This is a genomic window from Brevibacterium oceani, from assembly GCF_013623835.1.
GTDB lineage: Bacteria > Actinomycetota > Actinomycetes > Actinomycetales > Brevibacteriaceae > Brevibacterium > Brevibacterium oceani.
Genome location: NZ_JABKDE010000001.1, coordinates 398,568 through 424,548, shown reverse-complemented (window position 1 = coordinate 424,548; position 25,981 = coordinate 398,568). Strand labels below are relative to the sequence as shown.

Annotated in this window: 26 protein-coding genes; 11 read left to right on the top strand and 15 right to left on the bottom strand. The window is 65.0% G+C overall.

The window, feature by feature from the left end; genetic code table 11:
* Positions 1 to 87: 87 nt before the first annotated feature.
* Together HK401_RS02060 and HK401_RS02055 are read left to right on the top strand one after the other, a co-directional pair.
* On the top strand, positions 88 to 1,431 hold the full coding sequence (locus tag HK401_RS02060) for a TrkH family potassium uptake protein (protein WP_181272979.1): 1,344 nt from the start codon (positions 88 to 90) through the stop codon (positions 1,429 to 1,431).
* A gap of 64 nt (positions 1,432 to 1,495) precedes the next feature.
* Positions 1,496 to 2,236 carry a potassium channel family protein gene (locus tag HK401_RS02055; protein WP_181272978.1) on the top strand — a complete coding sequence of 247 codons (741 nt, stop codon included), beginning with the start codon at positions 1,496 to 1,498 and terminating at the stop codon, positions 2,234 to 2,236.
* 15 nt (positions 2,237 to 2,251) lie between these two features.
* Here the strand turns inward: HK401_RS02055 and HK401_RS02050 are convergent, their stop codons facing one another.
* Positions 2,252 to 2,674 (bottom strand): organic hydroperoxide resistance protein, encoded by a 423-nt coding sequence (locus tag HK401_RS02050; protein WP_181272977.1) that lies wholly within the window; start codon positions 2,672 to 2,674, stop codon positions 2,252 to 2,254.
* 249 nt (positions 2,675 to 2,923) lie between these two features.
* Here HK401_RS02050 and HK401_RS02045 point away from each other — a divergent pair, with 249 nt between their 5' ends.
* A complete protein-coding gene (locus HK401_RS02045) occupies positions 2,924 to 4,510 on the top strand; it encodes an FMN-binding glutamate synthase family protein (protein WP_181272976.1) in 1,587 nt (528 codons plus the stop codon).
* A gap of 25 nt (positions 4,511 to 4,535) precedes the next feature.
* Here HK401_RS02045 and HK401_RS02040 read toward each other — a convergent pair whose 3' ends face one another.
* From HK401_RS02040 to HK401_RS02030, 4 genes are all read right to left on the bottom strand, one after another.
* The gene (locus HK401_RS02040; protein ID WP_181272975.1) at positions 4,536 to 7,034 is read right to left on the bottom strand and encodes an ATP-dependent DNA ligase; all 2,499 of its coding nucleotides are present in this window, start codon (positions 7,032 to 7,034) and stop codon (positions 4,536 to 4,538) included.
* A 187-nt stretch (positions 7,035 to 7,221) separates the two neighbouring features.
* Positions 7,222 to 7,665 carry a phospholipase D-like domain-containing protein gene (locus HK401_RS20945; RefSeq protein WP_309135901.1) on the bottom strand — a complete coding sequence of 148 codons (444 nt, stop codon included), beginning with the start codon at positions 7,663 to 7,665 and terminating at the stop codon, positions 7,222 to 7,224.
* Positions 7,666 to 8,472, bottom strand: a complete 807-nt coding sequence (locus HK401_RS20940) for a phospholipase D-like domain-containing protein (protein WP_309135881.1) — start codon at positions 8,470 to 8,472, stop codon at positions 7,666 to 7,668.
* Between the two features lie 35 nt (positions 8,473 to 8,507).
* A complete protein-coding gene (locus tag HK401_RS02030; RefSeq protein ID WP_167198715.1) occupies positions 8,508 to 8,651 on the bottom strand; it encodes a GPGG-motif small membrane protein in 144 nt (47 codons plus the stop codon).
* 230 nt (positions 8,652 to 8,881) lie between these two features.
* Here HK401_RS02030 and ku point away from each other — a divergent pair, with 230 nt between their 5' ends.
* The 7 genes from ku to HK401_RS01995 all read left to right on the top strand — a co-directional run bounded on the left by ku (position 8,882) and on the right by HK401_RS01995 (position 14,488).
* Entirely contained in the window at positions 8,882 to 9,772 is an 891-nt protein-coding gene (ku, locus tag HK401_RS02025; RefSeq protein WP_181272974.1) for a non-homologous end joining protein Ku, read from the top strand.
* Positions 9,773 to 9,819: 47 nt separating this feature from the next.
* Positions 9,820 to 10,236, top strand: a complete 417-nt coding sequence (locus tag HK401_RS02020) for a ChaB family protein (protein ID WP_181272973.1) — start codon at positions 9,820 to 9,822, stop codon at positions 10,234 to 10,236.
* 136 nt (positions 10,237 to 10,372) lie between these two features.
* Positions 10,373 to 11,266 (top strand): SDR family oxidoreductase, encoded by an 894-nt coding sequence (locus HK401_RS02015; protein ID WP_181272972.1) that lies wholly within the window; start codon positions 10,373 to 10,375, stop codon positions 11,264 to 11,266.
* A gap of 165 nt (positions 11,267 to 11,431) precedes the next feature.
* Positions 11,432 to 12,568, top strand: a complete 1,137-nt coding sequence (locus HK401_RS02010; RefSeq protein ID WP_181272971.1) for a hypothetical protein — start codon at positions 11,432 to 11,434, stop codon at positions 12,566 to 12,568.
* A 140-nt stretch (positions 12,569 to 12,708) separates the two neighbouring features.
* Positions 12,709 to 13,488 (top strand): GAF and ANTAR domain-containing protein, encoded by a 780-nt coding sequence (locus tag HK401_RS02005; RefSeq protein ID WP_181272970.1) that lies wholly within the window; start codon positions 12,709 to 12,711, stop codon positions 13,486 to 13,488.
* 118 nt (positions 13,489 to 13,606) lie between these two features.
* Positions 13,607 to 13,927 carry a hypothetical protein gene (locus HK401_RS02000; RefSeq protein ID WP_181272969.1) on the top strand — a complete coding sequence of 107 codons (321 nt, stop codon included), beginning with the start codon at positions 13,607 to 13,609 and terminating at the stop codon, positions 13,925 to 13,927.
* A gap of 252 nt (positions 13,928 to 14,179) precedes the next feature.
* Positions 14,180 to 14,488: a hypothetical protein gene (locus HK401_RS01995; protein ID WP_181272968.1), complete on the top strand. Its 309-nt coding sequence runs from the start codon at positions 14,180 to 14,182 to the stop codon at positions 14,486 to 14,488.
* Here HK401_RS01995 and HK401_RS01990 read toward each other — a convergent pair.
* The 10 genes from HK401_RS01990 to HK401_RS01945 all read right to left on the bottom strand — a co-directional run bounded on the left by HK401_RS01990 (position 14,483) and on the right by HK401_RS01945 (position 25,095).
* Entirely contained in the window at positions 14,483 to 16,324 is a 1,842-nt protein-coding gene (locus HK401_RS01990) for an MFS transporter (RefSeq protein ID WP_181272967.1), read from the bottom strand. The genes HK401_RS01995 and HK401_RS01990 overlap by 6 nt on opposite strands.
* A 143-nt stretch (positions 16,325 to 16,467) precedes the next feature.
* On the bottom strand, positions 16,468 to 17,649 hold the full coding sequence (locus tag HK401_RS01985; protein WP_181272966.1) for an NAD(P)/FAD-dependent oxidoreductase: 1,182 nt from the start codon (positions 17,647 to 17,649) through the stop codon (positions 16,468 to 16,470).
* Positions 17,650 to 17,715: 66 nt separating this feature from the next.
* Positions 17,716 to 18,516, bottom strand: a complete 801-nt coding sequence (locus tag HK401_RS01980) for an SDR family NAD(P)-dependent oxidoreductase (RefSeq protein WP_181272965.1) — start codon at positions 18,514 to 18,516, stop codon at positions 17,716 to 17,718.
* A 41-nt stretch (positions 18,517 to 18,557) separates the two neighbouring features.
* On the bottom strand, positions 18,558 to 19,931 hold the full coding sequence (locus HK401_RS01975) for an NAD-dependent succinate-semialdehyde dehydrogenase (protein WP_181272964.1): 1,374 nt from the start codon (positions 19,929 to 19,931) through the stop codon (positions 18,558 to 18,560).
* 119 nt (positions 19,932 to 20,050) lie between these two features.
* Positions 20,051 to 20,452, bottom strand: coding sequence for a general stress protein (locus HK401_RS01970; protein ID WP_181272963.1), 402 nt, complete (start codon positions 20,450 to 20,452; stop codon positions 20,051 to 20,053).
* 207 nt (positions 20,453 to 20,659) lie between these two features.
* Positions 20,660 to 21,040: a hypothetical protein gene (locus tag HK401_RS01965; RefSeq protein WP_181272962.1), complete on the bottom strand. Its 381-nt coding sequence runs from the start codon at positions 21,038 to 21,040 to the stop codon at positions 20,660 to 20,662.
* A gap of 113 nt (positions 21,041 to 21,153) precedes the next feature.
* On the bottom strand, positions 21,154 to 21,819 hold the full coding sequence (locus HK401_RS01960; RefSeq protein ID WP_181272961.1) for a PepSY domain-containing protein: 666 nt from the start codon (positions 21,817 to 21,819) through the stop codon (positions 21,154 to 21,156).
* A 139-nt stretch (positions 21,820 to 21,958) separates the two neighbouring features.
* On the bottom strand, positions 21,959 to 22,567 hold the full coding sequence (locus tag HK401_RS01955; RefSeq protein WP_181272960.1) for a MarR family winged helix-turn-helix transcriptional regulator: 609 nt from the start codon (positions 22,565 to 22,567) through the stop codon (positions 21,959 to 21,961).
* Between the two features lie 310 nt (positions 22,568 to 22,877).
* Positions 22,878 to 24,206 (bottom strand): MFS transporter, encoded by a 1,329-nt coding sequence (locus HK401_RS01950; protein ID WP_181272959.1) that lies wholly within the window; start codon positions 24,204 to 24,206, stop codon positions 22,878 to 22,880.
* Positions 24,207 to 24,342: 136 nt separating this feature from the next.
* The gene (locus tag HK401_RS01945; RefSeq protein ID WP_181272958.1) at positions 24,343 to 25,095 is read right to left on the bottom strand and encodes a class I SAM-dependent methyltransferase; all 753 of its coding nucleotides are present in this window, start codon (positions 25,093 to 25,095) and stop codon (positions 24,343 to 24,345) included.
* Positions 25,096 to 25,295: 200 nt separating this feature from the next.
* On the opposite strand from HK401_RS01945, the gene HK401_RS01940 reads away from it, so the two are divergent.
* On the top strand, positions 25,296 to 25,955 hold the full coding sequence (locus HK401_RS01940; protein WP_181272957.1) for a helix-turn-helix domain-containing protein: 660 nt from the start codon (positions 25,296 to 25,298) through the stop codon (positions 25,953 to 25,955).
* Positions 25,956 to 25,981: the final 26 nt, after the last annotated feature.

Sequence of the window (25,981 nt, the reverse complement as noted above, 5' to 3'; positions counted from 1 at the left end):
GCCGAACAGACCCCCTTGTGGCCCGGGGGAACATCGGTACTGTTGAGCCTATGACGTCTACGGCAGAGCTGATTCGAGGTCGATAGCATGCCGACCGTGCATCATCCTCATCGCAATGCCATCGACCGCGTGGTCGTGACCTACCTTGCGGCTCTGCTCCTCGGCACGGGCCTGCTGATGCTGCCCGCGGCGACGTCGACTCACGGCGGCATCTCAGTGCTGTCTGCGCTCTTCACCGCCACCTCCGCGATCAGCGTCACGGGCCTGGAGGTGCTCTCGACCGGAAGCGACTACACGTTCTTCGGTCAGGCCGTGATCCTCGGCCTCATCCAGCTCGGCGGCCTCGGCGTCCTGCTGTTCACGACTCTTCTGGCCATGCTCGTCGCGGGAAAGGTCGGGCTCAGGCTCCGGGAGTCGGCCGCCGCCGAGGCCAAAAGCTCCGATATCGGAGGCGTCCGACCCATGGTGCTGCGGATCATCGGTCTCACCCTCGCCACCGAGGCAGTCGTTGCGACGACGTTGTTCCTTCGCTTCGCCGTCCACTACGGTGAAGAACCCGGACACGCGGCGTGGGACGCGGTCTTCCACGCGGTCTCGGCGTTCAACAACGCCGGCTTCGGTCTCAGATCCGACAGCCTCGCCCGCTACGCCACCGATCCCTTCGTCTGCGCACCCGTAGCCGCGGCGATCATCCTCGGCGGACTCGGCTATCCGGTGTTCATCGAGATCGTCCGACGCTTTCGGGCCCCGCTGGCCTGGAGCATGACGACGCGTGCGGTGGTCGTCGCCACTCCGGTTCTGCTCCTGACCGGCACGGTGTTCATCGCCGCAGTCGAATGGAACAATCCCGGCACTCTGGGACGATTCGACCTGCGGGAAAAGCTGCAGGCGGCCGCATTCCAATCGACGACCACACGCACCGCGGGTTTCAGCACCGTCGACATCTCGCAGCTGCATCCCGCGACCTGGTTCGTGATGGACATCCTCATGTTCGTCGGCGGAGGCCCGGCGGGAACCGCAGGCGGGGTCAAGATCACCACTGTCCTCGTGCTGCTGGCGATGACCTGGGCCGAGATCTCCGGAGGCACGGCGACGAACCTCTTCGGATCCCGAGTGGCACGATCAGCGTACCGACAGGCGACGACGGTGATCGTCCTCGCTCTCGCGCTCATCGCCACAGCCACCATCGTCCTCATGCTCGATGACCCGCGTCCCGGCCTCGATCGCCTCCTCTTCGAGGTCGTCTCCGGCTTCGGCAACGTCGGCCTGTCGACCGGCATCACCGCAGGGCTGCCCGGAACGAGTCAGGCCGTCCTCATCGCAGTGATGATCCTGGGGCGGCTGGGTCCGGTGACCGTCGCTTCGGGACTGGCGCTGCGGGCACGGGCCATCCGCTACGAGCTCCCGGTCGAACGGCCGCTCATCGGCTGAGCAGCCCGACCGGCATCGCTGCCTCACAGTCAGCACCCACGCACTTCAGGAAAGGAGACCGGAGATGAAGAGCAGAAAGTGGCGCACGCGACCTGCGGCGTTCTTCTTGGGCAACCCCCACCCCCTGGCCAGGGACGGAGCGGTGGCCGTCATCGGGCTGGGTCGCTTCGGCGGATCACTGGCCACGGAACTGGCCGCCTACGGCGTCGACGTCATCGGCATCGACATCGACGAGGCGGTCGTGGCCCAGTACTCCGACAAGCTCGCCTTCGTCTCCCGCACCGATGCAACGGATGAGACCGTGCTGCGTCAGCTCGGCATCGAGGAGGTCAGCCGAGTGGTGATCGCCATCGGCAATGACCTCGAAGCCGGCATCCTCGTCGCTTCGAAGGTCCTCAAAATCGGGAATCAGCATATCTGGGCCAAGGCGGTCAGTCAGACGCATGCGGACATCCTCGGACAGTTGGGCATCGACAATGTGATCCGTCCGGAGAACGACATGGGGCGCCGGACAGCGCATCTCATCCGCGGGCACATGTCCGACTTCATGCCCGTCAGCGAAGACTTCGTACTGGCCCGCACGGCCCCGCCGGTGCGCATCTCGGATTCACCGCTGGCATCGTTCGACATCAGACGCGAGTACGGGATCAGTGTCGTCGCGTTCAGGCGTGACGGAGAGGACAGCTGGAATATCGCTGACCAGGATGTCACTCTCTACGCCAACGACGAGATCCTCGTCGCGGGAGCTCCCCGCGAGGTGGAGGACTTCAGCACCCTCGACGAAGAGGACGACGAGGAGGGCTGAAGTCCTCGACCGGTCTCAGACCGCGACGACCTCGACGGGGATGTTGCCACGGGTGGCCTTGGAATAGGGGCAGAGCTCGTGGGTGCGGTCGACGAGCTTCTGCGCGGTCTCGAGGTCCACGTCGGGGATGCTGACCTCGAGTCTCACCGACAGACCGAAGCTCTCACCCTCCTTGCCGATCCCGACTTGGGAGTTGACGACGGATTTCGAGGTGTCGACGCCCTGTTCCTTGCCCGCCAGCCCGAGTGCGCCCTGGAAACAGGCCCCGTAGCCGACGGCGAAGAGCTGTTCGGGGTTGGTGCCGCCGCCCGGTCCGCCCTGTTCCTTCGGTGTGCGCAGGTCGACGTCGACCATCTTGTCGTCGGTGGCGCCATGTCCGTCCCGACCGCCGGTGATCTCCGCGCGAGCGGTGTAGGCGATGTTCTCAGGTGCATTCATTGTCTGCTCCTTGTCACAGGTCTCCCGAGACTAACGCAGTCACCGCGTTCCCGTAAGGGGGCGCAGACGCCCTGATCGCAGTGTTAACCTGCCGACCCACCGACGGCTCGACACCACCCGACACGAGGACAAGCAGACTTCCCACTGATGTCGCTGCGGCTTCACAAGCGTCAACCGGAGGTCCACGATGGGGTGAGGGAGGCGGGGTCGTCTCGACCTCGCCTCGGTGCTCGGAGTGAGGAGTCTTCCATGGGGCGTTTCCTGGCGATCACGTCAGCGCTGACCGGACTGGTGGCGGTGGCCTGGGCTGCAGCCGTCGGACCGTGGGCGTGGTGGGTCCTCGGTGCGGTGGTGCTCGCCGTCGTCGGCGTGGCCGTGTACGACCTGCTGCAGCGCAAGCACTCGATTCTGCGCAACTACCCCGTCGTCGGTCACCTGCGATTCCTGTTGGAGACGCTCCGACCCGAACTCCAGCAGTACTTCATCGAACGCAACTGGGACGGACGGCCCTTCGACCGAGACATCCGCTCCCTCGTCTACGAACGCGCGAAGGGAATCCACGGAGAGCTGGCCTTCGGCACCGAACGGGACGTCAACTCCGTCGGCTATGAGTTCCTCATCCACTCCACCGCGCCCGTCGCGGTTCCGGACCAGACGCCTCGCGTGCAGGTGGGCGGGCCCGACTGTGCGAAGCCCTACAGCATGGCGCTGCTCAACGTCTCGGCCATGAGCTTCGGCTCCCTGTCGCCCAACGCCGTCAGGGCGCTCAACCGCGGCGCCGACCTCGGCGGCTTCGCCCATGACACCGGTGAGGGAGGGATCTCCGACTACCACCTCGAGAACGGCGGCGACCTCGTCTGGGAGATCGGGTCGGGCTATTTCGGTGCCCGGACCGACAGCGGAGGCTTCGACCCCGCCCAGTTCGCTGACCAAAGCTCCCGCGACCAAGTCAAGTGCGTCTCACTCAAACTGAGCCAGGGCGCGAAACCCGGAATCGGAGGCGTCCTGCCGGCAGCGAAGGTCAACGCTGAGATCGCCCGGACGCGAGGCGTTCCGCAAGGCGAGAAGTGCGTGAGCCCGGCCGCCCACAGCGTCTTTCACACCCCGGTCGAACTCATCGAGTTCATCGCTCGGATGCGCGAGCTCTCGGGCGGCAAGCCCACGGGGTTCAAACTCTGTGTGGGATCCCGCACGGATGTGCTCGCGATCTGCAAGGCGATGCTCGAGGTCGGAACCGCACCCGACTTCATCATCGTCGACGGATCCGAGGGCGGCACGGGTGCCGCTCCCCTCGAGTACGAGGATCACGTGGGCACTCCGCTCACCGACGGCCTCCTCACCGTCCACAACGCGCTGGTCGGGACCGGCCTGCGGGATCGGATCCGCATCGGCGCCAGCGGGAAGGTCGCCGCCGGAAACGACATCGTCAAGCGCCTCATCCAGGGGGCAGACTATACGAACTCGGCCCGCGCCATGATGATGGCAGTCGGCTGCATTCAGGCTCAGATCTGCCACACCGGGCAGTGCCCGGTCGGTGTCACCACCCAGGACCCCAAGCGGCAGAGGGCACTGCACGTGGGTGATAAGAGTGAACGGGTGCGGAACTACCAGGAAGCGACCGTGCAGCAGGCCGTGGAGATCATGGCCTCGATGGGCGTCAGCGATCCCACCGAGCTCTCCCCACAGCAGCTCCACCGCAACATCGGCCGCAACGAACACCTTTCGTACGCCGATCTCTACGACTGGCTCGAACCAGGAGAGCTGCTGGCGCAGCCGCCCGAGACCTGGAGCCGTGACTGGGCGCGGGCCGATGCGGGAACGTTCCATTCGCTCTGAGCGACCGCCTGTCAGCCGAGGAAGCTCAGACTCGGACGTCCTCTGCGTCGATGTCAGAGCGCAGGCCGCGCCAGACCGGGTGCCGCAGGCGTCCGGCCTCGGTCAGGCCAGAGAACCGGACCTCTCCGACGAGGTCGGTTCGCACCCAGTGAGCATCCCGCGACTCTGCGGCCGGCACGGTGAGCGCCGGCGTCTTCCGAGACCGGCGATCGAGGTTCGAGCGCAGACTCCGCAGGGCCGCCTCGTCGAATCCGGTGCCCACGCGACCGAGGTAGTGAAGCCCGTCGTCGTCATGGGCGGCGACCAGCAGTGAGGCGAAGCTGCCCGAGCGTTCGCCTTCACCGGTCCGCCAGCCGACGATGATGACATCGCGCGTCGAGGCGTGCTTGAGCTTGGCCCAGGTGCGGGTGCGCTTTCCGGGGAGATAGACGCTGTCGGTCCGCTTCGCCATCACACCTTCGAGTCGAAGCTTCCGGCTGGACTCGAAGGCGGCGTCGACGCTTCCTTCGAAGGCCTCGGGCACATGGATGTGCTCGCTCTCGGCCACGAGTTCGAACAGACGTTCGCGCCGTTCCGTATAGGGGGTGCGCAACAGCGAGGTGCCGTCGGCGTGGAGGACGTCGAAGACCATGAGGTAGACGGGGGTGCGTTGCCGCTCCCGTTCGACGTCGCTCTCCCGGCTCAGCCCCATTCTGCGCTGAAGTCTCCCGAAGTCGGGCCTGCCACCCTGCCCGAGGGCGACGATCTCCCCGTCGAGGACGCAGTCGACCTCGACACAGTCGGTCAGTTCGCGAAGCTCCGGATAGGTGCTCGTCATGTCCCGGCCGTTGCGGCTGGTCAGCTCGATGCTGCCGCTGCGGTCCCCGTCGCCCAGCTGCACCCTCGCCAGGGCGCGGATGCCGTCCCACTTCATCTCGAAGGCCCAGTCCTCGGCTTCCCGCCGGACGGAGCCGATGTCGCCGATGCTCGCGAGCATCGGTGACAGGTCCGTCGGCAGAGCTTCCTTCTTCGGCTCGTCCTTTATGAGGTGGATCATCCAGTTCTTCTCCGGGTCCTTGTTCGGACCATGGCCCCCGGTGTTGAACAGGGCGAACCGTCGCACTCCCCCGAGGCCGCCGTTCTCACGCCCGTGGAGGACCGCAATGATCTCCTTGCCCTCATGCCACTTCTCGAGTTCGACGGTGCCGGCATCCCAGATCTCGACGTCGCCAGCCCCGTACTCCCCTTTCGGGATCGTGCCTTCGAAGCTGCCGTATTCGAGGGGGTGGTCCTCGGTCTGGACCGCCAGGTGGTTCTTCCCCGTGTCGGTCGGCGGTCCCTTCGGCAGCGCCCAGGAGACCAGCACACCATCGTGTTCGAGTCGGAAGTCCCAGTGGAGGCTCCTCGCATGGTGCTCCTGGATGACGAAGGTCAGTTCGTCCCCGCTCGTTCCCTGTTTCGCCGGCACGGGTTCGCTCGTGCGCTTCGGGTCCCGTTTGGACCGGTAGACCTCCAGTCGGTCGCGCTCGGCTTCCGGGTCCTCGTCCGACTTCGGGTCGGCTTCGGGCTCCGCCTCGGCTCGGGACTCTGCCCCGCCTCCGGACTCCGGAGCCGAGGCGGTTCTTCCGACCGCCTCGGCGAGAGGTTCGAGGAGGTCCCCGACATCGTCGATCCGGTCGAGGACCTCCTCGAAGCGCACCTGCTCGACGGCGGCTGGGTCGTCGAATTCGGCCCACCTGCGCGGTGCGGCGACCATGGGGGTGAAGCGGCCGCGCAGAGAATACGGAGCCACCGTGGTCTTCGACGCCGAGTTCTGCGACCAGTCGATGAGGACCTTGTTCTCCCGCAGCGTCTTCTTCATCGCGGAGACGATGAGCTTCGTGTGGTCGGCTTCCAGGCTGCGGGCGAGTTCATGGGCGACGTCGGAGACGTGCTGCGAGCTCACCGAACCGTCCAGCGGCGCATACAGGTGGACGCCTTTCGATCCGCTGGTCACCGGGTAGACCTCCAGGTCCATGCCCTCGAGCAGTTCGCGCACGAGCTCGGCCACCTCGATGCAGTCGGCCAGACCGCGCCCGGGACCGGGGTCGAGGTCGAAGACCATCCGGTCGGGGAAACGGGTCTCCGAGTCGATCGTGCCGGGGTCCTTCGCCCCCGCGCGCACCCTCCACTGGGGCACATGGATCTCGAGCGCGGCCATCTGCGTGAGGTAGGTCAGGGTCGCGAGATCGTTGACCAGGGGATAGCGTTTGGTCCCGGTGGAGTGCCGGATCGCCCGTGTTCGGATCCACGACGGGGCAGAGTCCGGGAGGTTCTTCTCGAAGAACACATCTCCGGGGTCATCGGGAGTGCCGACGCCGTCGACCCAGCGTTTGCGCGTGGCGATCCGGTCCCGGGCATGGCGGATGAGGTACGGGGCGATCCGGGCGCAGTAGTCGAGGATCTCCCCCTTCGTCGTGCCGGTCTCCGGGTAGAGGACCTTGTCCAGATTGCTCAATGTCAGTCGATGGCCCTCGACCGTGACCTTCTGCTCGCGGCGTGCCATTGGGCACCTCCTCGTTCGCACCGTTCGTGCCGGACCGATGGTCCTTTCACCGTACTCGGCACTGATCAAGTGCAACAGGGGGTGCGGGACCGCCCGAACATCCTCGCTGCGGGTGAGTCCCGAGACAGGTCACAGTTCCAAGGGCCTGGCCATGTCGCAGCGACGTGAACGACATCGAGCATCGTCGTCACAGCCAGGGACGCATCGGCACGAGTGCGCGTTCGGCGAGTTTGGTCAGCCGGTGGCGGTTGAGCCAGCCCACGCCGAGTTCGACGCAGTGCGTGGCGTCGCTGTCGAACACCTTCTCCATCTCAGCGGCGAATGCGCTGTCGATGACTTCGACATTCGTCTCGTAGTTGTACGACAGTGACAGCCGATCGATGTTCGCCGTGCCCACCGTCGACCATTCGCCGTCGACCGTGGCGACCTTCGAATGGATCATGCTCGCGGTGTAGAGCAGAACCGTGACCTTCGAGTTGATCATCTGCTCGAAGAAACCGCGGGAGAGCCAATCGCCGAGGATGTGGTTCGACTCCTGCGGAACCATGACCCGCACGTCCACGCCACGCTCCGCCGCCTCGAGGAGAGAGCGCAGCAGCTGTTGGTCGGGGATGAAATAGGGAGTCGTCAGTCAGATCCGCTTCCGCGCGCGGGCGAAGGCATTGAGGTACATGTTGCGGATCGGATAGACGAGATGGACCGGGAGATTCGCCGAGACGCGCAGCTGCGACTCCCACGCCGCCGGCGGGACCCAGGAGATCTGGTCGTCTGCGGCATGGAATGCATTCCACACTTCCGCGACGGACTGTCGCAACGCCCATGCTCCGGGCCCGATCGAGCGCAGGTGGGTATCGCGCCAGTGCCGGGCGTAGAGGGAACCGACGTTGAACCCGCCGACGAAGGCCACATCGTCATCGATGACGAGGATCTTCGAATGGTTGAATCCCGAATGGCGCAGCGGACCTCGCCAGAACTGCCGTGCGATTGTCGGCAGGCGCAGGACACGGACCTGTTCGGAGAGCTGACGGTAGAAGGAGCTGGGCACCGACAGGTTGGCGAAGCCGTCGTAGATGAGGTGGATCTCCACACCGCGCGCCGCCGCCGCGTTGAATGCGTCGATGAATCGCTGCCCCACCTCGTCGTTCTTCCAGATGAACGTCTCCATAAGGATCGACTCGCGTGCGGAGCCGATTGCATCGAGCATGGCGTCGTAGAGAGTGGAACCGTCGGTGTAGATGTCGAGTTCTGACTGTTCGACCGTCGAACTGAACGTTCCTGGTCGCGGCGCGGGACGTGACTTCCGCCCTCGTTTCTGGATGAGGTCGACGGCCATCGAGACGGCGACGGTCGCCGGCACCGCACTGGCGACGCCGGCGACCGCCCAGGGCACGAAACGACGGCCGATGTCGCGGAGGGATTCGATTCTCAGACGAGACATCTGCTCACCTTATCCCTTCCGCCCCGTCCGCAGTCTCAGGTGAAGATGCTCACTCCCCCGGGCCCGACGAGGCAGCCCACGACGATGAGCACGACGCCCCAGAGAATCTGCTTCCTGAAGAGGGCAGCGATCCCTGAGACGACGAGCAGCGCTGCGATGATCCAGAGAATGACAGCCATGGGTACTCCTTCATCCGATGATTGCGAAGGCCGCCGTCCGGCAGCCGGTTCGCCTTCGAATCGCCAATCTAACATCGCTTCGCCGACCGTGCAGGGCGGCGACGGTGCCTCAGCAGTGTGCCCGCAAGAGACCCGTGCGAGCGTGAACCCGAAGGACTCAGGCCTCTGCCCATGACGCGGGGCGGCCGAGGGGGCTAGCCAGTGCCCGAAACCTGCGTTTCAATAGGGGAATGAGAGCTATCTGGTCCGGTTCCATCGTCTTCGGCCTCGTGAATGTGCCCGTGAAGCTGTACTCGGCCACGGAGAACCACGACGTGCGGATGCACCAGGTTCATGCGAAGGACGGCGGACGGATCCACAACCAGCACCGCTGCGAGAAATGCGGAAAGACCGTCGAGTACGACGACATCGACAAAGCCTATGACGACGGCGAGCACCGGGTCGTCCTCACGGACGAGGACTTCGAGGCACTTCCCGCAGAGGACAACGACGACATCGACGTCCTCCAGTTCGTGCCCAGCGATGAGATCGACCCCATCATGCTCGAGAAATCCTACTTCCTCGAACCGACGTCGAAGACGCCGAAGGCCTACCTCCTGCTGCGGCAGACGCTCGAGGACACCGAGCGGACCGCGATCGTCAAGCTCACTCTGCGCACACGCACGCGGCTGGCCGTTCTCCGGGTGTGCGGAAAGGTCCTCATGGTCCAGACTCTGCGCTGGGCCGATGAGATCCGCGACGTCGACTTCAAAGGTGTGAACTCGAAGGCGAAGATCTCAGACAAGGAACTCGAGATGTCGGAGAAGCTCGTCGAGTCCTACTCCGAGGACTTCACTCCCGAAGAGTTCAGCGACGACTACCAGGTCGAACTGCGCAGACTCATCGACGCGAAGATCGAATCGGGCGAAAGCCTCGATGTCGAGAGGACCCTCGACGAGGAAGACTCCGAGGAGGACACCGGCGGCGATGTCATCGACCTCATGGAGGCGCTGCGGAAGTCCGTGGACAGTACTCGGTCATCGAAGAAGGGGACGTCGGGCAAGAAGTCGACTGCGAAGAAGACCTCGTCGAAGAAATCGGGGACGACGAAGTCGTCCGCCGCGAAGAAACGCACCGGGTGAGAAGCCGGACCGAAACCTGGAACCGACCACGAAGGAGCTGTTCCACCATGCCGAAGACGACGAAGACAGGAAAGCCGAAGGAGAGCGAACTTCCCTCGACGCTGGAGAAGTCGAGCAAGAAGGCTCAGCGGACCTTCGCCAAGGCCTACGACTCGGCCATCGACCAATACGGAGACGAGAAGCGCGCTCACCAGGTCGCCTACGACGCGCTCAAACACAGCTATGAGAAGGTCGGCGACAGATGGGAGGAGAAGGCCTCCTCCGGCCCGTCGGACGCACAGAGCGCCGGCGGCAAGAACACCGACCGCAGGACCGCCGGCGGAGTCGACGCAAAAGCATCGAAAGAGCACCTCTACGAGCAGGCGAAGAGGCTGAAGATCTCGGGACGTTCGTCGATGACGAAGAAGGAGCTCGTCGATGCACTCGAGAAGGAGAGCAAGCGGAAGACGAAGCAGAATTCCTGATGAGCGGCTCACGCGACGAAACCGGAGCGGCATGGAGAGATTGTTCGACAGCCGAACGCCGGGACTGCAGTGATGACCTCCGGACCTCCGCCCCGCTGTCCCAACAGACGCACACCCACAATCGAGGAGGAAGACGATGAGCGACCAGCTGACCTTCCAAGACCCAGTCAACCGATTCCCCGACATCTCACCGCCGAAGCAGGATCAGCCCGAACCGGGGCTCGACGCCGAGCTCATTCCCGGCACGGACCGCGGTGAGGACAGCTACACCGGCACCGGAAGGCTCCGCGGCCGCAGGGCGCTGATCACCGGCTCGGACTCCGGCATCGGATCCGCTGTCGCGATCGCCTTCGCCCGTGAGGGAGCCGATGTCGCTCTGTCCTATCTGCCAGCCGAGGAGGAAGACGCCCAGCACGTCTGCGAGGTCATCCGCCAGGCCGGTCGCAAGGCCGTGCCGCTGCCGGGAGACCTGTCCGACCCCGACTACTGCCGCGAGGTGGTCCGGCGGGCGGCCGCGGAACTGGGCGGACTCGATGCGCTGGTCAACAATGCCGGCCGACAGATCGCCGTCGAAGACATCGCCGATCTCACGGACGAGCAGTGGGAGGACACTTTCCGGACGAACATCCACGCGATGTTCCGGGTCTCCCAGGCCGCGCTCGAGCACCTCGAGCCCGGATCGACGATCGTCAACAGCACTTCCGTTCAAGCGTATTCGCCCTCCGCCCACCTCATCGACTATGCGTCGACGAAGGCCGCGATCAACAACTTCACGAAGGGGCTGGCCACTCAGCTCGCTCCGAAGGGCATCCGGGTGAATTCCGTGGCACCGGGGCCGATCTGGACCCCGCTGCAGGTCTCGGACGGACAGCCGAAGGACGCTCTGCCGCACTTCGGGAAGAACACTCCGCTGGGCCGGGCCGGACAGCCGACGGAGCTGGCTCCCGCTTACGTCTTCCTCACCTCGTCGGAGTCGAGCTACGTCATCGGTGAGACCCTCAACGTCAACGGCGGCCAGCCCACACCCTGACCGTCCAGTCCAGGACGGTCATCGAGGATCCCGAGGTTGCTCGGGCTGCGAGGTCGAAACCTGAGGATCTGTCAAGGCCCTTCCGCACGAACTGAGTCCTCAATAGCGTCATTGGCACCACGGGAGCCGCCGGCGGCTCCTCGATCCGATTCGGAGGATGCCATCATGACTTCGCCCATCCAGTTGGCCCGCACCTACGCTCGCTCTTATCAGGCATCGTCGCGCAAGGACAAAGGCACGATCCTCGACACGCTCACCGAGGCGACCGGTTGGACTCGCGATCACGCGCGCCACCAGCTGCGCAGCCAGTTCCACCAGATCAGGGCCGGGGTCTCCCCCGCCTCCGTCGTCGACCGCCGCCGCCTCAGGCCGAAGAAGTTCTCGCCCCGTGCCCAGCAGGCTCTCGAACTGGTGTGGAGGGCCTCCGGCCGCCCCTGCGGCAAGTACCTCGAGGCGGGGATGTCCGTCTGTCTGGACTCCTTGGAGAGGCACGGCCACCTCCGTGAGGGACGGCACGGTTATTCGTCCTCGGTGCGAAGGGAGCTCCTCGATATCTCCGCGGCGACGATCGATCGGTACCTGCGCGGCGCCAAGGCCGGCGACCACGACGATTCGTGGTTGACCGGCACCGGGGCGGGAATGCGCTCCTCGCTTCCGCGACAGCGCATGCGTTCGCTCCTCGAGGCCGAACCCGGTTACTTCCTCGTCGAAATGCTGACAATCACGACACCGTCCGACGAGGACTGCATCACAGTGACATTCACCGACGTCGAGATCGGGTGGGTGTGCACGAGGACCTTCGCCCCCGGCACGCAGGTCGTCGACATGCTCGCGCAGATGGTCCGCGCGGTGCCTTTTATCGTCACCGGAGTCTTGCTCCCGTCTGCGGTTCCGGACAGCGCCATCGAGACGTGGGCGAAGGACAACCTCATCGAATTCCACTGCATGAGCGATCTGCGACACGGGTCTCGCGTGCCCGATCGGACGTTCAGCGGACTTGACCTCCCGCTCGGCACGCCGCACCACCTCGATCCCGCGATCGCGAGAGTCAACAAGCTGTGGTCGGCTCTGGCCGACCGCCTCAACTACTTCATGCCCGTGAAGAACCCAATGGGTTGGCGTCTCACTCCCGCGGGAGAGCGGCGACGCGAATACGATCGGCCGGACACACCTGTCTCCCGACTCATCGCATCCGGCATCCTCTGTCCCGAACAGACTCGGGAACTGCACGAGAAGAGTCAGGGACTCGACATCGCCGGACTCACCGCACGCATCGAGGAGCTGAAGTCGACTCTGCGATGAAGGGACACTTCCCCGCGGGCTCCGGGGACGGCGACGGAAGACCACCGTCGATGACCATTGACGAGGGCCCGACGTGGACGAATACTGGAGTCAGCGATCACAGGGACGACATCTGAAGAACGATTGGAGTGCCATCTCTGATGCACGAGACCTCAGCAGAATCGACCGACGACGATCTTGAGACACACCGCGATGCGGCTACGGATTCGGCACCCACTGATACCGATGCCGAACGGCACCGACTGACGGCGCAGATCGGCGAATGGGCACGCTCACTCGTGCTCGAACCCGATGACCTCGTCCTCAAGGCGATGGTGGACGAAGCACTGCGAATCATTCCGGGGGCGGATTACGCGTCGCTCTCGATCGTCACCCGTGGTGACCTCATCCGGTCCCGAGCTCCCTCGGACGTGGTCCCCGAGCGACTGGATGCACTGCAGTCGGAGCTGCACGAAGGACCGTGCTTCGACTCCATCCTCGAGCATCGCATCGTCCGGGCCCCGGATCTCACCGATCCCACTCCCTGGCCCCGGTTCGCCTCCAACGCAGTCGCGGAAGGAGTGAGGAGCATGCTCGCCTTCCAGCTCTTCGTCGAGGTCGACAGCCTCGGCGCTCTCAATCTCTACTCGAAGACGCCCCGCGCCTTCGACCAGGCAGCGGAGGACATCGGAAGCGGGGTGGCCGCCCATGCCTCCCTGGCTCTGGCCAATGCTCAGAAGCAGGGACAGCTCTATGAGGCGGTGGCCTCGCGGGATCTCATCGGCCAAGCCAAGGGGATCCTCATGGAACGGCAAAAGATCAGTGAGCACGATGCGTTCCTGCTGCTCACGAAGGTGAGCTCGAAGACGAACATGAAGCTGCGTGAGGTCGCCGAGGAGTTCGTCCGCACCGGTGCGCTGCCGGGCATGGTCACCGACTGATCAGGCACGCAGGGATTCTCCTTCTCATCGACCTGCCGCTTGTTGTCCGGTGCGCCGCTGGACTAAGCTGAGAGTCGGTCAAGCAGATGGCCTCCTTCCTGAACTCAAGGGGACCACTGTGTACACGTTGCTCAACAACAGCGAAGCTTCCAAATTCGATCTCTACCTTCCCGGGAAGCTCGTCGCCTCGCTTCACTACACGATCACACCGGACGAGATCATGTTCGTCTACTGCGAAGCCATTGAGCCACTCGATTCCGAACGCCACTGCCGCGAACTTCTGCGCCTGGCTCTCGATGACTCGCTCAATCGGCGGATCCCGATCACCGTCTCGTGCCCGATCGCACGCAAGCACATCGACAGCGACCCCGTCATCGCCGCCCAGATGCAGACTCTGCCCAAGAGCGTGGGGCGCAAGCACGAGAAATCCGTCGAATAGGGCATCGACTGCATCTGTCGATCCTCTTTCGCTGCAGCCGCCTGTGGTCTCACTCTGACATCTTCTCCACAAGATCACCGACTGTGGCCGTCTTCAGGTCCCCATCCTCGGCGATGCACCTCGCGGCGATTCAGCTGCGGCAAGCCGATTGCCGATCGCCCCTAGCCTCGATCGAGAAGCTGAACATAGACTTTCTGGAACCCGACAGGACAGACTTCCTGTTGCCGATCCACGAGCCGAATCAGCAGACGAATGGACGATCAGAACCCGAAGCGCATCGATCCCCGATCCGGCACCGAGTTCTCAGACGAGCAAGCGATCAGAAGACGGAGGAAACTCAAAGAGGTTGCCGAATTCTGGAACATGTCGGTTTTCGGAATGTGGCTGCACTATGTCAGCCTCGGCGGTGATCTCACCGAATACGAACTCGACGCCTACCTCCACGAGGCCTACTTCCTCACGCCCTATCAGCACGACATTCTGGCCGAGGCCGTCAATGAACTCATCGATATGCTTCCGCCGCCTCCGCGAGCCCCGCTGACCGACGAAACCGGTCTATGACCGGTCGCCTCGGTACTCGAGCCTGCCTCGGCGATTGCGATGGACTGCTCCCTGTCGAATCGCTTCCCGCACCGCGGCACGGAAGCGTCCGGGGCCCCATCGGCGAGCCCCGATCGCACGGTAGAGCTCCACCTCTCCGACAGGTTCCATGTCGCGGACGAAATCGATGATGCCGTTGACCTCGTTGGCCGAGACCTCGGGCGGGACCACGCGTGAGGACACCGAAGGCCACGGGGCATAGACGCCGACCGATCCCGGGCCCGGACGCAGGCGATCTCCTCGGCTTCGAGCTTCGGGTCCCGCCGACGATTCGGCCGTGCCGGCGGAGTCTGCCCGCTCGCTGCGCTCGGTCGGTTCGGCACCGCTCTCCGCGGCGCCTTCGGCACTCTCAGCGTCCTCAGCTGTCAGGGGTCGGGCGATGTCTTCGAGGTCGGCACCTTCCGCCTTGACTCCGAAGATCAGTTCGGCCACGCCGCCGAGCGCCATGACAGCCGCCCCGATGCAGAACGCCCAGGCCACCTGGGAGCGGTCGCCGGACTCGATCATGCCGCCGAAGAGCAGCGGCCCGGCGATGCCTCCGGCGGCGGTGCCGATGGCGTAGAAGAACGCGATGGCCAGTGCTCGGGTCTCCATCGGGAAGATCTCGCTGACGGTGAGGTAGGCCGCACTGGCTCCGGACGAGGCGAGGAAGAAGCAGACGATGAGGATGAGGAGGAAGAGCCATTCGCCGCCGACCTCGGCGTTGAAGACGAGCGCGAGGACGACTGCGACGACCGCGGATCCGAGGTAGCTGAACGAGATCATCGGCTTCCGACCGATCGTGTCGAAGAGTCTGCCGAGGACGACGGGGCCGGCGAAGTTGCTCAGGGACCACAGGATGATGAAGATCGGCACGGTGGCTGCCGCGACTCCGTAGAATCCGTTGAAGATCGTCCCCAGGTTGAAGGTGATGCCGTTGTAGAGGAACGCCTGCCCGACGAAGAGGACGAGACAGAGGACCGCCCGTTTGGGGTAGATCGTGAACGCGACCTTCATGATCTCGGCGAACGAGATCGTCTTCCGCTGCCGGACGGTGATGGTCTTCTTCGGCGGCGGCAGCGTCTGTGAGGTCTCCGACTCGATGCCGTCTTCGATCTCTCCGACGATGCGTTCGGCATCGTCGTTCCGGCCGTGGATGAACAGCCAGCGCGGGCTTTCGGGCACGTTCTTCCGCACGACGAAGACGAAGATCGCCAGCAGCATGCCGACGGCGAAGGCCAGACGCCAGCCGATCATCTTCGGCAGGATGTCGGTGTTGAGCAGGAGCAGGGTCGTCGCCGCCCCGCCTGCGGCACCGAGCCAGTAGGAGCCGTTGATGATGAGGTCGATGCGACCGCGGACGCGGGCCGGGATGAGTTCGTCGATGGCAGAGTTCACAGCCGCGTACTCGCCGCCGATGCCGGCACCGGTGAGGAAGCGGACGAGGAAGAAGTACCAGGGAGAGAACGAGAACGCCGTGGCGACCGTGGCGACGAGATAGAGCACGAGAGTGATGAGGAAGAGCTTGCGGCGACCGAAACGGTCGGTGAGCTGGCCGAAGACGATTGCGCCGACACAGGCACCGAGGACGTAGATGGCTCCGGCGGTGCCGATCTGCCCTGCGGTCATGTCGATGCCGCTGCCCTCTTCGGTCATCCGAGCCGCGACGTTGCCGACCATCGTGACCTCGAGTCCGTCGAGGATCCACACACTGCCGAGTCCGACGACGACCATCCAGTGGAACCGGGCCCATGGCAGCCGATCCAACCGGGCCGGCACATCGGTCTTGATCGTCCCGAGTTCGATCTTCTCGCTCATCTCACGCCTCCTGGACAATTCCGGGACAGAGTCCCCTGATTGCCAGGAAGTCTAAGCACACTCCGCGGGGCCGACAAGGCATGGTGGGAATGCCCGAAGGCGAGTAGTCTACGACTCCCGCGGGTCTGTCCCGGGGAATCAGTTCACGAGATCCTGTTCACGAGATCGCCCGGTGAGTGCTCCCAGTCCTCGGCCAGGACCTCCCGAGCGTCATCGAGTCGGCCCTCCATATTCACCATGAGAATTCCGCGGACGCGTCCGTCCTCGCCGAGGTAGTAGACCACGCCGTCCGTATGGGGCTTCTGCCAGTCTTCGACGGTGCGCAGAGCGGGATCGAGCTCGCCGACCGCCTGGTAGCCGAAGTCGAAGACATTCGTGTAGAAGTACGGCGTGTGGGTGTAGGACTCGTTCGCGCCGGCCATGATCCGCCCGACGGTCTTGCCCATCTGGGTGGCGTTGTCGACGTGTTCGACTCGTTGTCGTCCGAGGAGCCTGTCCGGATAGCGAGCAACGTCTCCGGCCGCGAAGACGTCCGGCTTCGAGGTCCGCAGCGATTCGTCGACGATGATCCCGTCATCGGTCTCCAGTCCCGCATCCTCTGCGAGCTCGGTCGCCGGTTCGATGCCGAGGCCGACGACCACTGCGTCGAACTCATGGGACTCGCCGTCGCAGTCGAGCACCACTCGATCGCCGTCGACGTGCCCACCCGAGGCCTTCGTGCTCGGTACGAGAGTCACTCCGTGGCTGCGATAGAGTTCGTGGAACTGCTTGGCGAGGTCCGGCAGGAAGATGGAGCCGCCGAGGGTGTCGTCGTCGAAGATCAGAGTCGTTCGGGTCGTGTTCTGCACCAGGGCGGCGGCGAGTTCGGTGCCGATGAAGCCGCCGCCGATGACAGCGATGCTCAGATTCTGCCCCGACAGGTCCCGAAGACGGCGGTAGTCGGCGAATTCGCGGAAGCGGATGACCCGCTCGCCTTCGTCCAGATCGATGCCCTTCGGGCGCCCGCCGGTGGCGAAGAGCAGCTTGTCATAGGTGAAGTCGCCGAGGGTCGTCCTCACGGATTTCGCGTCGACGTCGACCTCGGTCGCCTCCGTGCGGAGGCTGATCCGGGCTCCGGTCGACTCGGCGGTGTCGAAGTAGTTGTCGCTCTCGTCGAAGCTCTCGTCGGTCCACAGTCGCTTGCTCAGCGCGGGACGCGTATAGGGCTCGTCGACGTCATCGCTGATGATGGCGATCGAACCGTCCTTGTCGATCTCCCTGATTCCCTGGGCCGCGGAGTCAGCGGCCATGCCGCCGCCGATGATCACATATCGGAACTCAGCCATGTCGAATGCTCCTCTTCCTGTCGTCTCTGCCGTGCCTGTATTCGGTGTTCGGTGCGGTGTGGCGCACTAGATCGTTGCGACCGATCCGGCGTCCACGCGATAGTTCGAGCCGTTGACGAAGCTCGCGGCGTCCGAGCACAGGAATGCGATCACCTTGGACACCTCCTCCGGTCGGCCGCGGCGACCGAGCTCCATGAATGGACGCTCCTCGCGCAGGAACGAGGCGATGGCCTCGTCGAAGCTCGTTCCCTTCTGCTGTGCTCGCTCGTTCATCATCTCGTCGGTCATGGCGGTGGCGATGAACGCCGGAGAGACGGTGTTGACCAGCAGTCCTTCGGAGGCGTAGGTGCGTGAGAGTCCCTTGGCCAGGGAGAGCAAGCCGGCTTTGGCCGCACAGTACGGCAGCTCATCGTCATAGGGCTGCACCGCGTCTTCGGAGGACACGAACACGATGCGGCCCCAGCTACCTCGGCGAAGTCCCGGAAGGAACGCCCGCGTGACACGGACCGGTCCCATGAGGTCGACGTCGATGGTTCGGTCCCAGCCCTCCTGGCTGATCTCGTGGAACAGGCCGCCGGCCCCATGAATGCCGGCGACATTGACGAGGATGTCGAGGTCACCGACCTCGGCGGCGACGGTCGCTGCGAGAGCGTCAACAGACTCGTCATCGGCGATGTCCGCGTCGTGGGCGTAGATCCGCTCCTTGAACTCGGCGAGTTCGTCGACGGCGGCTTTGAGTTCATCAGGTTCGGGCCCGGTCATCACGACGACGGCTCCTTCGGCGAGGAGCTGGCGGGTCGTCTCCAGTCCGATGCCCGAACTCGCCCCCGTCACCAGGGCCTTGCGGTCGCGGATGTTGAGATCCATCTGTTTCCTTCCAGGTTTCGGTTTCGTTCTCAGCGGCCCTATCAGGGGGTGCGGATGAGCTTCCTGTTGACGAATTCGCGGATGCCCTCGGCACCGAGCTCCCGACCGACGCCCGAGCGCTTCGTGCCCCCGAAGGGCAGGTCGGGTTCGGTCCAGGTGGCCTGGTTGATCCACACCATGCCGGTGTCGATGCGGTCGGCGACGCGTTGGGCCTTCTCGATGTCATCGCTGACGACCGTGCCGCCGAGGCCGAAGGAGGAGTCATTGGCGAGTGCCACGGCTTCATCCTCTCCTGCGACCGAGTAGACGACCGCGACGGGGCCGAACAGCTCCTCCGAGTAGGCGCGCATCTGTTCGGTCACCCTGGTCAGCACCGTGGGTTCGACGAAGGCGCCGGGTCGATCGACTCGGTGCCCGCCGGTGCGGACCGTCGCACCGTGGTCGACCGCGTCCTCGACCTGCTCCATGAGGTCTCGGGCGGCCTGTTCGGAGGACAGAGGTGCCATGGTCGTCACAGAGTCGGCCGGGTCGCCGGCGACGAACTGCGACATCTTCGCCGTCAGCAGATCCACGAACTGGTCGTAGAGATCTTCGACCACGATGAGGCGCTTGGAGGCGATGCAGCTCTGGCCGGAGTTCGTCATCCGCCCTTTCACAGCGGCGGTGACGGTTGCGTCCAGATCCGCTGAATCGAGGACGACGAACGGATCGCTTCCGCCGAGTTCGAGGAGCGATTTCTTGAGATTGTGTCCCGCGCCGCTCGCCACTGCCGCACCGGCACCTTCGGAGCCGGTCAGCGAAGCGCCTCGAACACGCCCGTCGGCGATGATCGTCTGGATCTGATCGTTGTCGGCGAAGACGTTCTGATAGCAGCCGGACGGCAGACGCGCATCGTTCATGACCTTCTCGAACGCCAGAGCCGACTGCGGGCAGTTCGATGCGTGTTTGAGGATGATGGTGTTGCCCGCCACGAGGTTCGGTGCGGCGAGCCGGGCGACCTGATAGTAGGGGAAGTTCCACGGCATCACGCCGAGGATCGGGCCGATGGGTTCGCACTTCAGAACGGCGCTGCCTCCGCTGGCGGGTTCGAGCCGTTCGTCGGAGAGCAGCTGGGGCCCTTCTTCGGCGTAGTAGCGCAGGATCCTCGCCGCCAGTTCGACCTCGGCCTCTGCCTCTGTCCGCAGTTTGCCCATCTCGAGTGTGAGGAGCTCAGCGAGGTCCCACCTGCGCTCGTCCATGAGGTCCGCCGCTCGAGCAAGCGGAGCGGTGCGATCGCGGACATCGGTCGTCCGCCATGCCTGGAAGGCCGCGTCGGAGGCATCGATGACGGTGGAGATCTCCTCGTCGCTGGCAGTGGGAAACTCCTTGAGGACATCTCCGGTTGCCGGGTTCGTCGTGTTGAATTTCGCGGTCACGGCTTCTCCTTTCCTCGAAGTTCGGAAGGTGCTCAGCGAAGCAGGGATCACGTCTGCTCCGCGACCTCAGCCGAACCGAGACTCCACCGTCCCAAATCTCGCAGACCGCGACCAGCCCCTTACGGAGTCCGGCGTTTGCCTTTATAATCCGCACAGCGATCGGGTTCGTCGATCACAAGCAGAATCGCTCCGTTGTCGAGTTCGCATTCGAACTTCTCTATTTCATCGGAATCGAAGCCGTACCGCTGAAAGCGTTCCCTGAGTTCGTCGTCTCTTTCGTTGTACCGTTCGGCCACGAGTTCCCTGACGCCTTTCAGCGTTCCGCCGGCACCGGTGCCGACCACTTCATCGGCACCTTCGGCGTCGTGGGCGAAGATGTGCAGGGCCCTCTTCGGCACGCCCTCCGAAGCGAGCTTCTGCACATGGTTGAGAACACCGATGTCGTCGTGAAAGGCCTTCACGATCGGCTTCTGACTCGTCACGTCAGGCTGCTGTGAGTTGAGATCGTCGTTGCTTCCCATGCCGCTCAACATAGCATTGCGGAGTTGCGCCGCCAGCTCAGGTGGGTGTGCCGCCGAGCATGCCGGCGACCAGCCCGAGCACGGCCAGGGCGGCTAAGACGATGATGATCACACGTTTGCCCATGCCCCGATTCTACTGTGGCCTCCCCGGCCGGTGTCGACGCTGCGATTCGCAGGCCGCGCTCACCAGGGCCTTCACCAGGACCCTCACCAGGGGTTGGCGTCCTGCCACCGGGTGAACCAGTAGCGGTCACCCTGATAGTGCGACTTCTCCGGCTTGCACCCCTTGAGGTCGGAGTGTTCGCCCAACCAGTTCCGCACGAGCAGCTGGACCTCATCCAGAGACTCCAGCCAGTCGTCGAGCGGCAGCAGGAGCACCGCACCGTCGATAGAGGTCAGGCGGCACGAGTAGTTCGGCAGCCCCTCGGTGATCTGCGAATGCGTGTAGGTGATCTGATCGCAGCCGGTGGTGAGGTAGAAGCGGATGTACTCCCCGCAGACGAAAGAACACAGCGTCTTGAAGTTCCGATAGCGGGTGATCCACGCCGGCGTCTCGGAATCCTGCGCCGGAGCCTCATATTCGGACATGAGCTCTATTGTAGCGCCGGCCCGGCGGACGGTCACCCCTTCAGTCGGCCAGTACCCCAGAGGGCGATCGGCCCGTCAGTCGGCGGTCGACCCTTCAGAAGGTGGTCGGCCAGTCAGTCGGTCATGACCTTCTTCGATTTCACGTCGACGGTGACCTCGACCTCGTCTCCGTTATCGTCGAAGTCGAACTGGTACTCGCGCTGACCGTCGTCGTATTCGAGCTTCCAGCCGGTGAGACTTCCCGAGGCCTTCTTCTTCGCGAGGTCGAAGGCCTCGTCATAGGTCATCGGGGACTTCAGGTCGATGGCCTTCTCGGGATCGTCGCTGCTTTCGGACTCGTCTCGGATGACCTTGCCCGAATCCGCGTCGATGACGACCTTGTGGTCGGTGTCGCCGTCCTTGATCTTGACGTCGTATTCCCACTTGCCGTCGTCACTGTCGTAGTCGAGTTCGACGGCGTGGAGGATTCCGTCCTTCGCCTTGGCCTTGTCCTCGGCGGTCTTCACCGCATCCTCGGCGGACGTGGACGGCATCGTCTTGCTCAGGTCGGCATCCTCGGGTGTCGTCGACGCCGAGGCTGATTCGTCGGCGCTCTTCGAGCTGTCCGCGGAGCCGCTGTCGCCGGCCTCCTGGCCCTCACCCTGGGACTCACTCTGAGTCTCGTTCGGTGCCGGGGAGTCGGAGGAGCTGTCGCCTCCGGAGCTCGAACACCCGGTCAGGGCGAGTCCGGCGCTGAGCGTGCAGATTGTCGTGATCCGTGTCAGTCGCTTGGCGTTCATGCGGCCAAGCTAACACTCGATCATCAGTCTGGCCAGCGACCCGATCACCCATGCAGAATCATCGGCCGCCGGGCCTCCTCCCGCCATTGGGGGCACTCGCCTATCCGCCTTCAGGGGCGCAGGCGCCTCCCTGCTCACCTCAGGGCTCGCCCTTGCGCAGGACATCCCTGCTTGGGACATCCCCGTCAGTATTCGCGGCGGCCGCGAGCACGCCTCGGGGCAGGTCCGCCTCGGTGAGTGCTTCGAGGAATCGGATCACGGCATACCTCTCCTCACTGCTCATCGCCGCCGCGGCATCGAAGCGGCGAGCATGCTGACGACCGACCGCCTCGCGAGCAGCCAACGCCGTCGACTCGGTGACCTCGATGCACAGGGTCCGCTTGTCCCGCGGGTGCGGCACGCGCACCAGGTGCCCACCGTCGACGAGGCGGACGATGAGTTTCGTCGTCGATGCCCCCGAGATACCGACCCAGGCGGCGACGTCCTTCGGGGTGACGAGGATCCCCTGCTTCTGAGCGTGGATGAGCATACGAATGGCGCGCATGTCCGACTCATTCAGTTCCATGTAGCGTCGAGCTGCCTCAGCGAGGAGGCGATCAGCTTCGCGCCATTGGTGCAGCGCTTCCATCACGGCGGTGCTTTCGCGGATCTCGGCGGCGGTCAGCCGGGAACGGTCGGAGAATTCCGACTCATCCGAGAAATATCTGAGCCCTGAGCTCGAGGGCGCACTGCCGTCTGCCGATGTCACGCTGACAGCTTACTCGGCATGCGCTAGATTCATCATTAGCCAGGCTAACGAATATGGTGAGGCCGGACGGATGAACGTTGTCGACGAGAGTCGCCGGCGATGATCCGAGCGGTCAGCCACTCCCCTCGAGGCCCGGCCGAGCGATCCCCTCGCTCTCTCGCGGCGGCGTACTGCGAACCCCACCTCGCAGTGCGCCGCCCTGCGGGTTCGACTGATTTTCACGTGTGCGAGGGTGCCTTTCGCAGCGACGCGGGTTTGACCGTCGCTGCGACTGGCCGTCGCGAGATCTTGAGGTGCGGAGCGACGTCTGTCAGCCGCGGGTGCGCTGGCGGATGAGCACGAGGGCGAGCAGCGCACACAGCAGGTAGACGGCACCGACGACGATCCACCCGAGTAGGAAGCCTCCCGCCGAGCTCACGAGCAGTCCCATGCCGAGCGGCCCGAGTGCGAAGCCGAAGAACATTCCGGCAGTGACCATGCCGCTGGCCGAGACCATCGATGACGCGGGGATGACGCGCATCAAGGCGGACATGAGCACCACCGAGACCCCGAGCGCGGAGATGCCGTGCAGGGCCACCGCCACCCACATGAGCGCCGACCATCCGGTCGCCCCCGCGGCGAAGAACAGTGCCGCTCCAGCCAGGGCGATGAAGGCGAGCACGAGCAGCAGGCGCGGACCCGAGGCGCCCTTGGCCATGCGTCTGGCCCAGCTGACTCGGGCGATGACGCCGACGATTCCGGCCAGGGCAGCAGTCGCGCCGCCGAGGACGAGGGAGAAGTCGAGCTCGCGCACGGCGAACAGCGGCATGTACACGTTCGTCGCCTGCACGCCGATGCCGTTGAGTAGCCCGAAGGCCGCCAGAGCCCAGACCACTCCCGGGTGTTTCGTCCGCGGCGCGGGGGTGGTGTCGGCTGGGCCGGATCCGGACTGATCGTTCGCGGTGCGGTCGAGCGATGCGGGCGGGTCGGCCGCCTCGGCGATGCCAGTGGGGCCCGATTCGGACTGATCGGCCGCGGTTGGATCCGCCGCCTCGGCGGGGGTGCCGGTGTTCGGGGTGGGAAGCAGCGGGGTGGAGCGCAGGGATCGCCAGGCCATGACGAGCAGGATGATCGGGATGATCGCCACGGCCACGGCAGCGCCGCGCCAACCGAGCCCGATCGCCAGCACGGGGAAGGCCAGGCTCGCGACGAGCTGGCTGACCTGGACACCCGACTGCTTGATGCCGACCCAGCCGATCCGTTTGGCGGTGGGGACGCGTTCGAGGAGGATCCGGTTGGTCACGCCGTTGGGGAAGGACTGGGCGATCCCGGCCAGGGCCGCGGCGAGCAGCAGCATCCAGAATCCGTCGGGCACGGCGACCAGGAGGAGGGCGAGCGTGCTGAGGATGAAGATGAAGGCCATCAGGGCCAGGTCGGAATGCCGGTCGGCCAGCCTGCCCATCGTGGCGTTGCCGATGGCCGCTGCGCCGAAGCAGGCGGTCGCGAGCAGGCCGAAGTGGCCCTCGGAGATGCCGAGTTCGGCGATGATCGAGTCGCTGGTGGCGCTGAGGCCGTAGAGCAGGATCGGGCCGGCCGCGACCGCGCCGAGGAGGACGGTGATCAGTCCGATTCCCGGAGCCTTCTGCTCGATGCCGGTCATCCGCCGCTCCCCCTCCGGTGTTCTGCGCTCTGCTGTCGTGCCGGAGCTCGTGCGCCCTGGCTTCAGGTCAGCATCGTAGCTGGATGGCGGGAGCGCAGGTGAGGGAGGTCAGGGGCTGGACAAGGCTGCTGTCTGCTCAGCTGCGTCGCAGCAGGATGACCCCGTCTTTGACCGTTGCTGTTTCGACGCCGTCGGGGCCGGTCGCCTCGCGGAGGCGGATCTCCTGCTTCTCGAGGGTCCAGTCGGCATCGTCGAGGTCGAGCGCAGCCACTTCCTCGCTCGGGGTCTTGAGTACGCTGAAGTGCTTCTGCAGCTCGGGGTCGTTCGGGTCGTCGGTGCCGTGGAAGCGCAGCGACCACTCGGGAATGTCGTCGGGGCCTTCGAAGACGTGGGTGACGAGCAACAGGTGACCGCCGGGGCGGATCTGTTCGGCTGCTCGGCGGAGTATCTGCTCCCGGGGCAGTTCGACGGTGGAGTGGAAGAACGAGGCGGTGACGAGGTCGAAGGCCTCCGTCGTCTCCCATGTCGCCAGATCGTGGGTGACCCAGGTGATCGCTTCGCTGACGCCGGCCGTCCGAGCCAGTTCTGCGCCGCGTGCCGTGGCGGTCGCGGAGATGTCGACCGCGGTCACCTGCCAGCCTTGGGAGGCGAGCCACACGGCGTCGCCGCCCTCGCCGCATCCGAGGTCGAGAGCGGAGCGCCCTGACACTGTTGGCAGCTCGGAGACCACCTCGGCCATGGTGCCGTTGACGTTGCCCGACCAGCGTGCGGGACTGCCGGAGTACTCACCCTCCCAGTACTCTTCGGGTGAGGATCCGTGGTCTGGGTGGCTGTCGTGCTCGGTGTGGCCGGGGCGCTCGGTGTGGCTGAGGTGCTCGTTGTCGTTCATGTCTTCAATTTCAGCGCAGAACTTGCGTGTTCGCAAACGATCTTGCAGAATCGGCAAGACATTGCCTCGGCCGGGGAGCGGGTTCGGCGCTCGGGCGGAGGACACGCTCGGTGTTAGCGACGGAAAACGCGTTCGAGGTTCTGCACTGACGACGCGTTCGGCACTCAGCCCCGAGGCGAAGGGACGACGGAGGGACGGACATGACCGACGAGCTCAAGCAGATCGGGCCGCGCCTGCGGGCGCTGCGCACCAGCAAGGGATGGACCCTCGACCAGTTGGCCTCGCGTGCCGAGATGTCGACGAGCACCCTGTCGCGCCTCGAGTCGGGCAAGCGGCAGGCGAGCCTCGAACTGCTCATCCCGCTCACCCGCCACCTCGGCGTCGGGCTCGACGAACTCGTCACACCGAATCCGCCGGATCCCCGCGTCCGTCGCCGCTCCGTCCGCAGGAACGGGATGGTCATCACCCCACTCGCCCCGGAGGGGTCGCCTGTCGCGACGTTCAAGATCATCTACCCGCCGGTCGCCGAGGCACCGGAGCCGCGGGTCCATGACGGCTTCGAATGGTTCTACGTGCTCTCGGGGAAAGTGCGACTCCACCTCGGCGATCAGGACCTCATCCTCACCCGCGGTGAGGCCGCCGAGTTCGACACGCGCGTTCCGCACAGCATCTCCGCTGCGGGCGCTGAGTCCGCGCAGGTGCTGAGCATCTTCAACGCCGAGGGCATGCGCATGCACACCCACACTGCCGCCGGTGACAGTGAGGATGGCGCTGAGGACGACAGCGCCGATCTCGCAGAGAGCGACATGGAGACCGAGGCCGATGGCACGGAGGTCGACGCCGAGGTGCAGGAGGAGTGACGCCGAGGTGGAATGACGGCATCGAG